The organism is Snodgrassella sp. ESL0253 (assembly GCF_013344965.1).
Taxonomy (GTDB): Bacteria; Pseudomonadota; Gammaproteobacteria; order Burkholderiales; family Neisseriaceae; genus Snodgrassella; species Snodgrassella alvi_B.
On record NZ_JAAEDQ010000009.1, the window covers coordinates 71,200 to 86,926 of the forward strand.

A 15,727-nucleotide genomic window follows, 5' to 3' on the forward strand; every position below is an offset into this window, starting at 1 on the left:
TATATCCATCCTGATGATTGTCTGTATTTATCTTAAGTGCTGATAAATGACAGATTGAATTATTTAGCAATTTTGTGGCAGAAATTTGCGCTTGTTGTTCTGCTTTAATCCGCTTTTACGGCAGTGCTGTCTGGTATGTCGAAAATTTGCCGCAGATAAGCCAGAAAAGTGTTGTTGTCTGTCATGGTTTTACCGGGAGAATCAGATATTTTGGCTACAGATTGTCCGTTGCATTCAACCAGTTTTAATACAATATTCAATGGTGTTAAGCCCATATCGCAGGTGAAATTGGTACCAATTCCGAAACTGGTTTTGAAACGGCTGTTAAAGTGGATATATAAATCCCAGGCGCGCTGTAGATCCAAGCCGTCACTAAAGGTTAACATTTTAGTACGTGAGTCTATTTTAAGTTTCTGATAATGGGCATATGCTTTTTCTCCCCAGATATAGGGATCGCCACTGTCATGGCGCAGTCCGTCAAACAGTTTGGCGAAATACAGGTCGAAATCGCGCAGGAAGGCATCCATGCCGACTACGTCGGTTAAGGCTATGCCCAGATCGCCACGATATTCATGTACCCATGCTTCCAATGCTGCCTTTTGGAAATCTCGTAAACGCACATCCAGAGCCTGAAAGGCTTGTAAGAATTCATGGGCCATGGTACCAATGGGAATCAGACCCAGCTCTTTGGCAATATGTACGTTGCTGGTTCCGCGAAAAACATTGGGGGCAGCTTGGTGAAGGGTTTTTACGACATGTTTTTGCCATGAATAACGATAACGGCGTCGAGTACCAAAATCAGAAACGATAAATGGTGAGCTGTAATATTGTTGTTCTGATGCATAGTGGTGTATCAGCTCAGCTTTTGCCTGTAGGCGGCGCTCGCCTTCGGCCAGTATCTCGGGAGTTTCCAGACGGTGAAAATATAGTTCGTTGACAATGGAAAGAACAAATATTTCAAAAAACATTGCCTGTATGATGGGGCCTTCGATACGGATATTCAGGTACTGGTTGCTGTCTATGGATGTTTTGATGAAACGGCGTTTCAGTTGAAACAGTTCCATATAGTCAACGAAGTCGCTCTTGATAAAGCGCAGGCTGCGCAGGTATTGTAATTCGTCTGCGGTAAATCTTATCTGACAAAGGCGATCCAGCTCCCAGTCAAGTTCTGCCAGAATATCGCCCAGCGGATATTCTGTTTCATGGTTATTACGACAGCGAAACTCATAGACACCAGTAGCCTGAGGAAACTGATGCAGGACAACCTGAAGCATGGTGAATTTGTATAAATCTGTATCCAATAGTGACTGGATAATCGGCGGACGGTTGGTATCTATGGCCATATCGCAGGTTTAACTCTTGAAAATAAATGAAGTTGTAATGCTATTCCAGAAAAGTATTTATACAGATTTCTGGTATGGGCTAGCAGTTTACTTTTTTCATCCGGCTATTGCAGGCATTTGCAAGTGCGCACGTGCAAAAGCAATAGGTTTATCTGGCTGGTTTTGCCACATTGTTACGGTAACGTGTGAAATGCGCTTACCGGCATGCAGAATCTGACATTGGGCATAGCTGTCCAGTGCCTTACCACTAAGTAAATAATCTGTTGTGTAGTCAATTATCCGGGCGGGTTCAGACAGGTTTTGCTGCTCCAGCAGATATAAATTAATACAGCTTTGTAAAAAGCCGCCAATCAGGCCGCCATGAAGTGCGGGCAGGAATATATTACCAATATTCTGTTGAGCAAAAGGCAGGCAGTAAAGACGTTTGTTCTGGCTGTCTGTTCCGATTTTCAGATTAATTGCTGCACTATAAGGCATAAGCTGATGAGCTTTGCCGGTTAATTGTGTATCCAGCTGGAAAATATTCGGATTCATTTGGCCTGCTCCTGTTGCAGGTACGCTTGTAATGCCTGCTGTTCTGTTTCGGATAGCGGGGTATGGATAAAGGTGGCCATACCCAGAGCAAAGGGCTGATTTTCATCTTCCTGAAAGCAATGGCTACGAATAAAGGCAATCTGTCCTTCCTGTCGATAACAATGCGCACGAACATGAATTGATTGATTGGCTGTAGGCCGTTTCAGGTAATCTATGCGCATATCCAGTGTGGCTGTGGTTTCAAACTGCTGAAATAATGCGGCCAGTGAGCAGGCAGAAGCCATGTCCACAAGTGTAGTGATTACACCGCCATGAATATTGCCGCTGTCAGTGTTTTCAAGCAGTTCATCGCGCCAGTCAACAGAGATAACCGGTTCACTGGAGCTACAGTCTCCATAAATTTTTAACCAGCGGCAATGCGGTAAATTCAGATAATGATTAAACAGGGTTTTAAATAACCCGGGCTGGGCAGGCATGAGGATATCCTGATGTAAATATTAATTGTTATATTAGGGTTTTTCACTGTGCTTGTCACTATGGAGCTGATTCATTAACCGGTGTTGAATCGGTGCCAGCTTCCACACCAGCAGTCTGAATGGCAATTGGGTCTTCAGTGCTGTGCTGGGTAATGTAGACCAGTCCTTCCTTGGCTAGTTCCAGCAATGCGATGAAAGTAGTGACTACCAGTGCCAAACTGTCGTTGCGGCCGAAAAGTTCGGTAAAGTAACAGTGCTGACGGGTTTGCAGATGGCGTAAAACGGCGGTCATCTGGGCGCGTACGGATAAGGTTTCTTTGACGACATTATGGCTGCGCTTGTGCTGGGAGCGTGCCAGAATCGCCAGCCATGCACGAGTTAAATCTGCTACCTGTACTTGCGGTGGCTGGGTAATGGCAACCAGTTCTACGGGTAGCCACGCCCAGGCAAAATCACGTCCTGCACGGGGTAAGGCATCCAGTTCGGCAGCCGCCAGTTTCATCTGTTCATAGGCAAGCAGGCGGCGTACCAGTTCGGCACGCGGATCGGCTGCTTCTTCCTCGCTGGCGGGCGGGGTAGGCAGAAGTAACCGGGTTTTAATTTCAATCAGTACTGCTGCCATTAACAAATATTCGGCTCTTAAATCCAGTTCGTGCTGCTGCATTTGATGGATATAGGACAGATATTGTTCGGTTACTGTGAGCATGGGAATATCAAGTACATCGATATTCTGTTTGCGAATCAGATACAGCAGTAAATCCAGCGGGCCTTCAAAACTCTGTAAAACGACTTGCAGGGCATCAGGCGGGATAAACAGGTCGTGCGGAATCTCAGTAACTGGCTGTCCGAAAAGTACAGCTACAGTTTTTTCCGCGGTATTTACTGTACTCATGTCTGCGTTCATTGTTTGCACAGATGTTCCAGACAGGCTTGAGCACAACGTAAGCCAAAGCTGGCTGTCACAACCATGGCAGCACCATAGCCGGCACAGGAGAGGCCTTGCGGGGCAGTTTGTTCGCTATGGCAGATACCAGTCTGCGGCGGTGTAATATTTTCGCTGGAATAGATGCAGGATATATGCATTTTATCGGCTGGCTGGCGACTGAATCCATGTCGTTTACGTAATGTATAACGCATATTGGCCAGCATGCGGTCGTTGGTTACCCGGCTTAAATCAGCACTTTGAATCAAACCGGCATTTTTTTGTCCGCCAGCGCCTCCTGACACAATAAAAGGTTGGCGCCGGGCGATAAAGAAAGCGGCCATCGCTGCTTTTACGCGTACCTGATCGATGGCATCAATGACAAAATCAAAAGGCTGGCTGAATATCTGGCTGAGATTGTCTGTATCAACAAAATCTTCTATACAGGTGACCTGACATTCGGGATTAATATCGACAATACGTTCTGCCAGAGCTTCGACTTTAGGCTTGCCGATCAGGCTGATTAAAGCTGGCAGCTGACGATTGATATTCGATTCGGCCACGTTATCCAGATCAATCAGTGTTAGTGCACCGATGCCACTGCGCGCCAGTGCTTCTATTGCCCATGAGCCCACGCCGCCCACACCAACTACACAGACGTGTGCCGAAGCGAAACGTTGCAGGCAGTCTTCGCCGTACAATCGTGCGATGCCACCGAAGCGGCGTTGATAGTTTGCTGAAAAATTGAATATCTGCGACACGTAATAAAATCCAGAAAGCCGTTTTAAGCAGGTAGTGGTATTATACTGTATCTGCTAAATGATTCGAATTGCTAAAAAGGATAAGGAGAGTTTCATGTATAAACATTTACTGGTGGCGGTAGATGGCAGCCATACTTCAGAAAATGCTCTAGATCATGCTATTGGTCTGGCTAAGGGTGAAGATGCGGAATTAACTGTTGTCAATGTGGCCAATCCAACTGAATATATGGCTCTGGCTCCCGAGTTTTTGCAGCATGAAAGTTATGAAGCTGCTGCCTTGTCAGAGGGTAATACGGTACTGGACGCTGCGGTGGAAAAAGCCGAAGCTGCCTTGCCGGCAGGCAGAGTGCATCGTCATTTGCTGATTGCCAATAAGGGGGCAAAGGAAATGGCTCAGATGCTGGTTGATTATGCTGATGGGAATGGTAGCGATCTGATTATTCTGGGTACTCATGGGCGTAGCGGTTTGATGCATTTACTGATGGGCAGTTTTGCAGAAACTGTTATGCGCGAAACCAATCTGCCATTATTGATTATTCGAAGTGAAGCCAATAGCTAAGGTTAATCAGGCCAATTGTTGGTTCGAATAAATAATTTGGCAGCAGTTAAGCTTTCGAAATTTTCTATGGGTTTTATATCAATAAAAGCTGAATCTGTTTTAAAACAGATTCAGCTTTTTGGCTGGTATTGTTGTGAATATTATGCTGACTGTGCAACAATCAAACTGCACTATTGATTTAAATAAAAGTGCGGTTTTATTTCCGAATATACTGGCTGGGTTAACGGATGTATTTTTTGTGAATCTCTCTGAATTGCGGATTATTTGCACTACCTAGCCATTCAAATGCAATCATTTCACGACTAACGATTTCACAACCGCTGGCCTGCATGCGTGCCAGCCCCAATTCAACGTCACGTTGCCGGCGCGAGCTGACCGCATCTGCAACCACAAAAACTTCGTAACCATGTGCGCGCAAGTCTAAAGCAGTCTGTAATACACAGATATGGGCTTCTATACCAGAAATAATAATCTGGTTGGCCTGATGCAGGGTATCTTCAGTTAGCACACCGGCGGAAAATACGGAAAAACTCTGTTTCTGTACGATTCTGGCTTGTGGCGCGGCGGTAATGATTTCTTCTCGGGTTGCGCCAATTTTGTCTACGCAGTGTTCGCTGATTAAGGTAGGAATAGCCATGTCATGCGCCAGTCCCGCCAGCCATATATTATTGGCCAGCAATTCTTCTGTATTATTCAAGGCTGGTAACAGGCGTGTCTGTAAATCAATCATTAATACTGCGGAGCGTTTGCTGTCTATCAACATGGTTTGCTTTCACTAATGGTTGAGTAATCTGCATGTCAATTATGCTGTATTTGTATGCAGCTAAAAGTTAACTCAGGTTAATCCGGGCAGACTCGTTAGCGCGCAGGCACGGTACCCATGCGTTCTGTCAGTGTGGTACGGGGTTCACCGAATAGATTGGCATAATAAGTGGCATTAGCCATTACGTTTTTGACGTAGGTACGGGTTTCATCAAAGGGAATGGTCTCGGCGTAAATTGCCCCTTCCAGTGGAATATTCGCCTGCCAGCGCCGGGCTCGACCCGGCCCAGCATTGTAGCCGGCTGTAGCCAGTACTTCATCAGCAAACTGGTTGCGTACATTGCTCATATACCATGTACCCATGCGGATATTGCCGCGCATGGTATACAGTTCGCTGCTGTCCATGCCCAGCCGTTTGGCTATATCGCGGGCTGTGGCTGGCATAACCTGCATCAGGCCGGTAGCACCCACACTTGAGCGAGCACCAATCATAAAGCGGCTTTCCTGCCGGATTAAGCCATAAACCCATGCAGGGTCGATACCAGCCTGCTGGGCATAAGGAACAGTCAATTCTCTGAATGGGGCAGGATAGCGTAATTCATAGTTCAGTTGGCCATCGGCTTTGTCTGCGCTATAGATGCTCATTTCATAAAAACCGGTGTTTTCAGCCAGCGTTGCGGCAGCAATTTGCGTATCATCGTTGTAATTACGTGTGGCATAGCGCCATTCCTGTTGTGCCTGACGGCGCATCGGCCAGTTATTTTCTGACTGTGCGGCTTTAAACAAAGTTATGGCACGATGGATATTGCCGTCTGCTGCTATTTTACTTTGTACCTGCTGGCTGCTTTTGGCTACAGTACTCTGGGTATTTGCCTTTCTGCCCAGTGCTTCTGTTGCCAGCAGGGAATAAAAATTGCGGCCGCGTTGTGCTGTCTGCTCGAATATTTCCTGAGCCTGACTATTTTGTCCCAATGCACGATAACTGCGCGCCAGCCAGTATTGCCACGTAACCTGTTGCTGGAGTGCCTGCGGCATGCTGCGAATAATGTTGCTCAGTTTTTGCCATTGCTGTAAGCGCAGGGCTGAACGGGCATACCATTCCCACATTTCATTACTCATCTGTGCCGAGTCAGCACGATCAAAATAATTCAGCGCTTTGGCCGCATTGAGGTTATAAGCCTGTGCCAGCCCCAGTTGTGCCCAGCCAAAACCGGTTTGCTCTGTTGTCAGGCTGGCTGATAACTGTTGTAATTTGGCAGCCGCACTGTCTTTGCCGCGATTTTCTTTGTTAATCACCTGATACAGCAATGCTTCCTGTGCACCTTGACTGCCACCCGTGCTGCTACCGAGTGAGTCGGGTAAAGGGCTGCCCAGTGCCTGAGCCAGATTGCGTGCATTGGAAACCTGATTCAGTGCCAATAAGTATCGCACACGGCGCCAGCCATTTTGCGCGCTGATTTGCTGACGGGCCGCAGCCTGTTCCAACCAGCGGTCGCACCCTTGCGGAAGATTACCTGTTTCCCTGCTCAGACTGACCAATAAATCCGAATCATTATCTATTCCAGCCAATGCAGCATAGCAGCGTGTTTCCTGTTCACGAAAATTTTTGTCCAGTAATGCATATTGCTGGCTGAAGACCTGCCAGTTTCCGCGTTTACCTAACTGTTGTAACCAGATATTGCGGATACTGTTACTCATTGCACTGGCTGGCTGCTGGGCAAGAAATTGTGCCGGTAGCACGTCGTCGCCGTTTTTTGCTGCTTTGAGCGCATTCTGATATTGCTGGAAACTGCCGATGACTTTATCCGGTGTTTCTGTAGCTTGGGTGCCTGGCAAAATAGCATTGCCTGTATTCTTGTTAATCGGCTGAAGAGCTACTTCTTGCTGATTGCTGCATGCTGTCATCAGAAGCAGGGCGCCTGAAATGAGATAATGCTGTTGAACAGACAGCTTTGATTTCAGCTTCATTAAGTATTTAATCAAATTTTTTCCTTCAATTTTTCTCATAATGTAATTTATTTTTTCCAGTAGGCTGGTGTAAAGAGAATAAAAACAGTAAAAATTTCCAGACGTCCAAGCAGCATGATGACGATGCATAACCACTTTTGGATATCTGAAAGGAAAGCAAAATTGTTTGTCGGGCCAACTGCACCCAGCCCGGGGCCTGCATTGGTGATACAGCTAATCGCCGCTGTAAGTGCAGACAGAAAATCCAATCCGCTCATCATCAGGGCAAAGCTGAATAAAATGATGGTAATCACGTATACAAACACAAAGGCCATTACCGTCAGCGCACGCCGGTCGGGAATATTGCTGCCATTGATTTTTACCATGCTGACTGCATTGGGATGCAGCATCAGCAGCATTTCACGCAGGCTGAATTTGAACAGCACAATGGCGCGTACAGTTTTGATACCACCACCGGCAGACCCCCCATTGGAAAGAATGTTCGACAAAAAAAACATCCATAATGAGGCTATTAAAGGCCATTTGGCAAAATCGGTATTAGAGTAGCCATTAGCCAGTCCGATTGAAATCAGATTAAAACTGGTATAACGAAATGCTTCGGCAAACGAATAAAAGCTATGCCACCACAGATACAGGCTAATGCCCAGAATACTGAAAAACAGTACACACAGCAATACCCTGACTTCTTCGTCGCGCCAGTAATAGCGCAATGATCTTTTTTGTAAGGCATTAAAGTGATTACTGAAATTTATTGCACCCAGAAGGGTGGCCATGCTGAGAATAACTTCAATCGGAACTGAATTAAAATAGGAAATGCTGTTATCGTGAGTGGAAAAGCCACCGAGTGAAAACGCTGCCATGGCATGACATACTGCATCAAACCAGCTCATGCCGGCCAGACGCAGAGCCAATAGGGTGATTATGGTAAAAAGTACATAAACACCCCATAAGCGTTTGGCTGTTTCAGAAATACGCGGAGCCATTTTGCTGTCTTTATTCACTCCCGGTATTTCGGCCTTGAATAACTGTGTGCCACCAACGCCCAGCATCGGCATAATTGCCACAGCCAGTACAATAATGCCCATACCGCCCAACCAGTTGAGCATATGGCGCCAGAAGTTTAATGATGGTGCCAGTGTATCCAGACTGGTGATAATAGTAGCGCCAGTGGTTGTCAGGCCGGAAATGGCTTCGAAATAAGCATTGGTAAAGCCCAGCCCGGGCAAGTAAATGTAAAACGGCAGACAGGCAATCAGAGCAAAGCCAATCCATAACATGAACACCAGTGTATAGCCATCACGCGGACGCAGTTCACGGTTATAACGCATGGTCAGTAGCCAGGTTACTGCACATACACTCATGCTGATACCAGCAGTAAAGGCGAAGGCTGGAAACACGTGGTCCATGTATAGTAAAGAGACAACCGTCGGCGCCAGTAGCAACATGGAAAACAGAAAGCCGGTTTTAGCCACAATGTGTGCAGTTGGCGCAATTTTGTTGATAAAACCTGATTCCTTGTGCCGTAAGGTAAAACGGTTGGTAAAGTGATTCATAATGATACTGCCTTAGGCAAAAAAGCCCAGTTTGACCTGAATCATTTTTTCCAGATCCTGAACAGCTCTGCGCCGAGCCACAAAAAATATTACATGGTCTCCATCTTCAAGTACTGTATCGGTATGATACATAATAATTTTTTCATCTCGAACTACGGCGCCGAAGTAACAGCCACCCGGCAGACGCAGTTGCGACATGGTGCGTCCTATCAGCTTGGAGGTATGGCGGTCACCATGCAGAACTACTTCAATTGCTTCCGCCGAGCCCCGGCGCAATGGATAAACTGCCATAATGTCGCCCAGATGCACGTGCGTTAAAATTGAGCCAATGGTAATCAGATGCGGAGATATCACGATATCGATGGCACTTCCCTGCAATAAATCAACGTAACTTGAACGATTGATAATCGCCATTACCCGTTTGGCGCCCAGGTTTTTAGCCAGCATCGCTGACATGATATTATTTTCATCATCATTGGTAAGTGCACAGAAAACATCAATTTCATCAATATATTCATTTTCCAGAAGGCTTTCATCCGAGGCATTGCCTACCAGCACAAGGGTATTGTTGAGGTTTTCTGCCAGCCATTCAGCACGGTTTTGCCTGCGCTCGATAATTTTGATATCCAGACGTGTTTCCAGTTGTCTGGCCACGCGATAGCCAATATTACCACCGCCGGCAATCATAATCCGACGGGTGCGTTTGTTGATTGGCCGCAGCTCGCGCATGATATTTTCAAGATATGCAGTAGGTGTCAGAACAAAAACTTCATCACCCTCCAGCAATACGGTGCTGCCGGTGGGTACAAGCAGGCGATTATTGCGGTAAATAGCACAAATCTGGCAATCTACGCCTTCTTCCAGATGCTGTTTCAGGGTGCTGATGGGCTGATTAATCAACATGCCTCCATTCTGGGCACGGATTACCAACAGACGAATTCTATCGTGTGCAAAACGCAGAATTTGCAGGGCGCTGGAATGCAGCAACAGATTGACGATTTGCTCGGTTACTAGCTGCTCCGGGCTAATGGCCTCGGTAATATTGAATAAGTCCAGACTGGTTTTATAATTATTGTTACCGGTTTCAAATTCAACAAAATCACTGTAACGTACCCGGGCAATGCGGCTAGGGGTGTTGAATAAGGCATAGGCAATGCGGCAGGCGGCCATATTGGTTTCATCGCTCTGGGTTAAGGCCAAAATCATGTCTGCGTCTTGAGCGCCGGCGGCAGACAAGACGGAAGGCCAGGCGCCATTACCTACAATTGTCTGCACATCCAGACGCTGATTGATTTTCTGTAAGGCATTCTCGTTGATATCAATAATGGTAACATCATTATTGGTCATTCTGGCCAAATTGCTGGCGATGGTCGAGCCTACCTGTCCACAGCCAAGAATCAATATTTTCACGTTATTTACATCACCTCAGTGGTAATCATCTGCATTGTAGCCTTTGTACTCTCAGGTGCAAATATTGGTGTAAAACCGCTACACAACTTTAGATTAACCATATTATTTAATATGCTATATGTGTCACTGGTTTGGCTGAGGGAGCAAGGTTTAAATATATGAATTTTATCAGCATTGAAAGGATATTGAGCCATATTGACACTACGGAGAAACGACGATCATCTTGACGGGTTTTTATTTTGTTAAAAACTGTGCGAATAAATTAATTTAATACAATATAATAAAACCATGTTTTACATTTATGGCTGAATGTAAAACCCTAAGAAGTGATAATTTTTTTCAATTAGTTTTTAATCATGGATAGATTATGTATTCAATCAGGCGGCAATCTAAATTAATAACTCTGGCGGCAATTTATTTGGCACTGGGTGGTTGTGCTCAGGTAGCTGATGTAATGGGTTATGATACACAAACGCTTAATGCCAGCGCGGCTAAAAGCTATACCCAAATGATGGGACAGGCCAAGGCTGAAGGTGCGATTGAAACCAATACACCCGTGGCCAGACGTGTACGTGCCGTTTTTCAGCGTCTGGTACCGTATGCCAATGCTGCCAATCAGACAGGTGTGCCATTTGACTGGCAGCTTAATGTTATTCGCAGCGATGAACCTAATGCTTTTGCCATGCCGGGTGGCAAAATGGTGGTTTATACTGGTATTGTTCAGCGTCTGAATCTCAGCGATGATGAAATCGCGGCGATTGTGGGCCATGAGATGACTCATGCTCTGCAGGAACACAGTAAAAAAGCCGCAGGGCAGCAAATCCTCACCAGTACTGCTCTTGAACTGGGCAGTGCTGCGTTGCAGTCAAAAACAGGTGTCAGTTCAGACCGTGCGGGGCTCTATAAAGATATATTAAATCAGTATGGCCTGACTCTGCCTTATTCACGTCATCGGGAAAATCAGGCTGATGCCGGTGGCTTGCAATTAATGGCACAGGCAGGATATAACCCGCATGCAGCCATTACGGTATGGGAAAAAATGAATAAGGTTTTTGGCAATAATAGTAGTACGAGCCTGTTAACTACCCATCCAAGTAATGATGCGCGCATTACGGCACTGAAAAAAATGTTACCTGAAGTATTACCCGTTTATGAGCAGGCTAAACAAAATAATATCACGCGGCAAAAGCCAGATGTGAGCGCAGGATACTCAGGAGCCAATAATGTTCGCAAGAGCACAGCCAAAAAGAAAAATCGTTCCTGAAACTGACTGAATCAGCATAATTGCATGGAAATGTTTGATTAGAATCATAAATTTTCATGTTAAATCCAGTTTATTTATATTTGTATGGCAGCCTGTAACAGGCTGCTTTTATTTTAATCTTTACACTTTCTGATGTTGACTACATCAGACTACAAATTGTTTCAATCGCCCGTGTTTTCGGTTATCATTCATATTATTGCATTGGTAATGCATAATAAATTTACAAGAAAAATTTAAAAAACCATTACATTAAGGATGTTCAAGATGTTAGAAGCCTATCGCGCAGCCGCCGCTGAACGTGAAGCACTGGGTATTCCACCTTTGCCGCTGACAGCGAAGCAAACAGAAGAATTGGTTGAATTATTGAAAAATCCTCCCAAAGGAGAAGAAGCGTTTCTGGTTGATTTACTGTCACATCGTGTGCCGCCAGGCGTAGATGATGCTTCTAAGGTCAAGGCATCTTTTCTGGCTGCCATTGCCGAAAAAACCGTTAGCAGTCCTTTAATCACGCCCACATTTGCAGTGGAACTGCTTGGTACCATGTTGGGTGGCTACAACGTTCAGCCGCTAGTAGAATTTCTGGATAATGAAGAGCTGGCTGCTACTGCCGCCAATGCCTTAAAACATACTTTGCTGATGTTTGATGCGTTCCATGATGTGGAAGAAAAAATGCGCGCCGGTAATCAGTATGCGCGTGAAGTGATTGAATCCTGGGCAAATGCCGAATGGTTCACAACCCGTGAAAAAGTACCGGAAAAAATCACTGTTACCGTATTTAAAGTAGTGGGTGAAACCAATACTGACGATTTATCACCAGCACCTGATGCTTGGAGCCGTCCGGATATTCCTCTGCATGCTCTGGCCATGCTGAAAAATCCGCGTGAAGGTATTAATCCGGATAAATCCGGCGAGGTTGGACCAATCAAACAACTGGCTGAACTGAAAGCCAAAGGTAATCTGGTAGCGTATGTAGGTGATGTGGTTGGTACCGGCTCTTCACGTAAATCAGCTACCAATTCAGTAATCTGGCATACCGGGCAGGATATTCCTTATGTACCGAATAAACGCTTTGGCGGTGTATGTCTGGGTGGCAAAATCGCGCCAATCTTTTTCAATACTCAGGAAGATTCAGGGGCGTTACCTATTGAAGTTGATGTATCTAAACTGGAAATGGGTGATGTAGTTGATATTTTACCATATGAAGGCAAAATTATTAAAAACGGCGAAACTGTTGCCGAATTTGAACTGAAATCTCAGGTTATTCTTGATGAAGTTCAGGCCGGTGGCCGTATTAATCTGATTATTGGCCGTAGCCTGACTGCGAAAGCACGTGACGCCCTGAGTCTGGGACATTCAGAAGTTTTCCGCTTGCCACAGGCTCCCGCACCGAGCACGGCCGGTTTTACACTGGCACAAAAAATGGTAGGCCGTGCCTGTGGCTTGCCTGAGGGACAGGGTGTTAGGCCAGGTACTTATTGTGAACCGCGTATGACTACTGTTGGTTCGCAGGATACCACTGGCCCAATGACCCGGGATGAGCTGAAAGACCTTGCCTGCCTGGGTTTCAGTGCTGACCTGGTAATGCAGTCTTTCTGTCATACCGCAGCCTATCCGAAACCTGTAGATGTAAAAACCCACAAGGAATTGCCGGTATTTATGTCTTCACGTGGAGGTGTTGCTCTGCGCCCAGGTGACGGTATTATACACTCATGGCTAAACCGGATGCTGTTGCCGGATACGGTGGGTACCGGCGGTGATTCGCATACCCGTTTCCCGCTGGGTATTTCTTTCCCGGCAGGTTCTGGTCTGGTGGCCTTTGCTGCTGCTACTGGTGTAATGCCACTGGATATGCCTGAATCTGTACTGGTGCGCTTCTCCGGTACCATGCAGCCGGGTATCACCTTGCGTGATTTGGTTAATGCCATTCCTTTACAGGCCATTAAAGAAGGCTTGCTGACTGTGGCCAAAGCCGGCAAAAAAAATATTTTCTCTGGCCGTATTCTGGAAATCGAAGGTTTACCGGATTTGAAAGTAGAACAAGCATTCGAGCTGACTGATGCGTCTGCTGAACGCTCCGCTGCTGGCTGTACCGTGAAACTGCATAAAGAGCCAATTGAAGAATATCTGAAGTCCAATATTGTGTTGCTGAAAAACATGATTGCAGATGGCTATCAGGATGCCCGTACCCTAAAACGCCGTATTCAGAAAATGGAACAATGGCTGGCACAACCGAAATTGCTCGAAGCCGATGCTGATGCCGAATACGCTGCCATTATTGATATCAATATGGATGAAATCAAAGAGCCTATTCTGGCCTGTCCGAATGACCCGGATGATGTGAAAATCCTCTCTGATGTTGCCGGTACGCATATTGATGAGGTATTCATTGGTTCCTGCATGACCAATATTGGCCATTATCGTGCAGCATCTACCTTGCTTGATGGTAAAACCGATTTACCAGTACGCTTGTGGGTAGCACCACCAACTAAAATGGATGCCAAAGAACTTTCGGATGAAGGCTATTACAGTATTCTTGGGCGAGTAGGTGCGCGGATGGAAATGCCGGGCTGCTCATTGTGTATGGGCAATCAGGCGCAGGCACGTGAAGGTTCAACCGTGGTTTCCACTTCCACCCGTAATTTCCCCAACCGTTTGGGCAAGAATACCAATGTATATCTGAGCTCGGCTGAACTGGCGGCAATTTGTTCCAAATTGGGACATATCCCGAGTATTGAAGAATATCGCGAAAATATTGCCATTATTAATGATAAAGGTATTGAAATTTATCGCTATATGAACTTCAATGAAATTCAGGATTATGTTGATGTAGCAGCTAAAGTTAACGCTTAAGACAAAGCATTTATTGTCTTGCTACAACAGGACTACCGTAAGGGTAGTCCTTTTTTATATACGCTGAATCAGAATATGCATGTAATAGCAGGTCTGGAGATAAAAGATTTGGTTAACTGTCGATTGAAGTGTGAGGTTGTATGAATAAATTTTCGTATTACTGCTATAATGATTTATCACATTTTATTGCAATAAAATGAATAAAATTAGGATTTTAAAACCATGCCAAAAATCTGCTCAATGCCTATATAAATATTAATTGTATCAACACGCTGATAAATTATTTTGGCTGATTCTGGTTTTAATCTATGATGATAAAGACAATCTCTCAATGACGAAGGATAAAAAATGAATATCGCCTCTAGTATCACTGACCTGATTGGTAATACTCCGCTGGTACAGCTTAATCGTTTGAGCGCCGGTTTGCCCGGCAAGCTGGTGGTCAAGCTGGAATTTTTTAATCCGGGCAACAGTGTTAAGGACAGAATTGCTGCAAGCATGATTGCAGCAGCGGAAAAGGCGGGCAAAATCCATCCTGATACTGTGATTGTAGAGCCAACTAGCGGTAATACCGGTATTGGTCTGGCTATGGTGTGTGCGGCTCGGGGATACAAGCTGGTCATCACTATGCCGGAAACGATGAGTAAAGAACGGCGCATGCTGTTGCGTGCATTCGGGGCTGAACTGGTTTTAACACCCGGAGCAGAAGGGATGTCTGGTGCTATTGCCCATGCACAGGCTTTGGTGGATTCTGACCCGCAGAAATATTTTATGCCGCAGCAGTTTGAAAACCCGGCCAATCCTGAAATTCATCGTGAAACTACTGCTCAGGAAATATGGCATGATACTGATGGCAAGGTTGATATCTTTGTCGCCGGAGTAGGCACCGGAGGTACGATTACCGGTGTGGGTGAAGTATTGAAAGAAAAGAAACCCGGAGTGGAGGTTTATGCAGTAGAACCTGAAGCTTCAGCGATATTGTCTGGTGGTTGCAAAGGACCACATCCGATACAGGGTATTGGCGCAGGTTTTGTACCTAAAATTCTGAATACACATGTGTATGATGGAATCATTCAGGTGCCTAATGACGTATGTTTTGATACCGCCCGTGCTATGGCATCGAAAGAAGGTATTCTGGTAGGCATTTCTTCTGGCGCAGCAGTGTGGGCAGGCTTGCAGCTGGCAGCAAGACCGGAAAACAAAAATAAACTGATTGTGGTTTTGATTCCTTCCTATGGTGAACGTTATCTGTCAACACCATTATTTGCCGATCTGGCTTAAATCATCTTACTTTGCATGACTGATACCGAATCAGAAAACTGGTT

Annotated in this window: 13 protein-coding genes; 4 read left to right on the plus strand and 9 right to left on the minus strand. The window is 45.6% G+C overall.

Annotated elements, in window-relative coordinates; all coding sequences use genetic code 11:
* Window positions 1–104: 104 nt before the first annotated feature.
* The 5 genes from pncB to GYX26_RS08400 all read right to left on the minus strand — a co-directional run bounded on the left by pncB (window position 105) and on the right by GYX26_RS08400 (window position 4,027).
* A complete protein-coding gene (gene pncB / locus GYX26_RS08380; protein WP_100112957.1) occupies window positions 105–1,343 on the minus strand; it encodes a nicotinate phosphoribosyltransferase in 1,239 nt (412 codons plus the stop codon).
* A gap of 96 nt (window positions 1,344–1,439) precedes the next feature.
* A complete protein-coding gene (locus GYX26_RS08385; RefSeq protein WP_174828870.1) occupies window positions 1,440–1,877 on the minus strand; it encodes a PaaI family thioesterase in 438 nt (145 codons plus the stop codon).
* The gene (locus GYX26_RS08390) at window positions 1,874–2,353 is read right to left on the minus strand and encodes a PaaI family thioesterase (protein WP_174828871.1); all 480 of its coding nucleotides are present in this window, start codon (window positions 2,351–2,353) and stop codon (window positions 1,874–1,876) included. The genes GYX26_RS08385 and GYX26_RS08390 overlap by 4 nt, the downstream gene beginning before the upstream one ends.
* A gap of 58 nt (window positions 2,354–2,411) precedes the next feature.
* On the minus strand, window positions 2,412–3,257 hold the full coding sequence (locus tag GYX26_RS08395; protein WP_174828905.1) for a ScpA family protein: 846 nt from the start codon (window positions 3,255–3,257) through the stop codon (window positions 2,412–2,414).
* Window positions 3,254–4,027: a ThiF family adenylyltransferase gene (locus GYX26_RS08400; protein WP_174828906.1), complete on the minus strand. Its 774-nt coding sequence runs from the start codon at window positions 4,025–4,027 to the stop codon at window positions 3,254–3,256. Before GYX26_RS08400 ends, GYX26_RS08395 begins: the two co-directional genes overlap by 4 nt.
* 103 nt (window positions 4,028–4,130) lie before the next feature.
* On the opposite strand from GYX26_RS08400, the gene GYX26_RS08405 reads away from it, so the two are divergent.
* The gene (locus tag GYX26_RS08405; protein ID WP_174828872.1) at window positions 4,131–4,595 is read left to right on the plus strand and encodes a universal stress protein; all 465 of its coding nucleotides are present in this window, start codon (window positions 4,131–4,133) and stop codon (window positions 4,593–4,595) included.
* Between the two features lie 220 nt (window positions 4,596–4,815).
* On the opposite strand, the gene GYX26_RS08410 is transcribed toward GYX26_RS08405, so the two are convergent.
* The 4 genes from GYX26_RS08410 to trkA form a co-directional block, all read right to left on the minus strand.
* Entirely contained in the window at window positions 4,816–5,358 is a 543-nt protein-coding gene (locus GYX26_RS08410; RefSeq protein WP_174828873.1) for an isochorismatase family protein, read from the minus strand.
* A gap of 95 nt (window positions 5,359–5,453) precedes the next feature.
* A complete protein-coding gene (locus GYX26_RS08415; RefSeq protein ID WP_238791261.1) occupies window positions 5,454–7,262 on the minus strand; it encodes a lytic transglycosylase domain-containing protein in 1,809 nt (602 codons plus the stop codon).
* A gap of 110 nt (window positions 7,263–7,372) precedes the next feature.
* Window positions 7,373–8,878 (minus strand): TrkH family potassium uptake protein, encoded by a 1,506-nt coding sequence (locus GYX26_RS08420; protein ID WP_174828874.1) that lies wholly within the window; start codon window positions 8,876–8,878, stop codon window positions 7,373–7,375.
* 12 nt (window positions 8,879–8,890) lie between these two features.
* Entirely contained in the window at window positions 8,891–10,288 is a 1,398-nt protein-coding gene (gene trkA, locus GYX26_RS08425) for a Trk system potassium transporter TrkA (protein WP_100091350.1), read from the minus strand.
* A gap of 367 nt (window positions 10,289–10,655) precedes the next feature.
* Between trkA and GYX26_RS08430 the strand changes: the two genes are divergently transcribed.
* The 3 genes from GYX26_RS08430 (at window position 10,656) to cysK (ending at window position 15,683) form a co-directional block, all read left to right on the plus strand.
* On the plus strand, window positions 10,656–11,552 hold the full coding sequence (locus GYX26_RS08430; protein ID WP_174828875.1) for a M48 family metallopeptidase: 897 nt from the start codon (window positions 10,656–10,658) through the stop codon (window positions 11,550–11,552).
* Between the two features lie 264 nt (window positions 11,553–11,816).
* Window positions 11,817–14,402, plus strand: coding sequence for a bifunctional aconitate hydratase 2/2-methylisocitrate dehydratase (acnB, locus tag GYX26_RS08435; RefSeq protein WP_174828876.1), 2,586 nt, complete (start codon window positions 11,817–11,819; stop codon window positions 14,400–14,402).
* 348 nt (window positions 14,403–14,750) lie between these two features.
* The gene (gene cysK / locus GYX26_RS08440; protein ID WP_100091353.1) at window positions 14,751–15,683 is read left to right on the plus strand and encodes a cysteine synthase A; all 933 of its coding nucleotides are present in this window, start codon (window positions 14,751–14,753) and stop codon (window positions 15,681–15,683) included.
* Window positions 15,684–15,727: the final 44 nt, after the last annotated feature.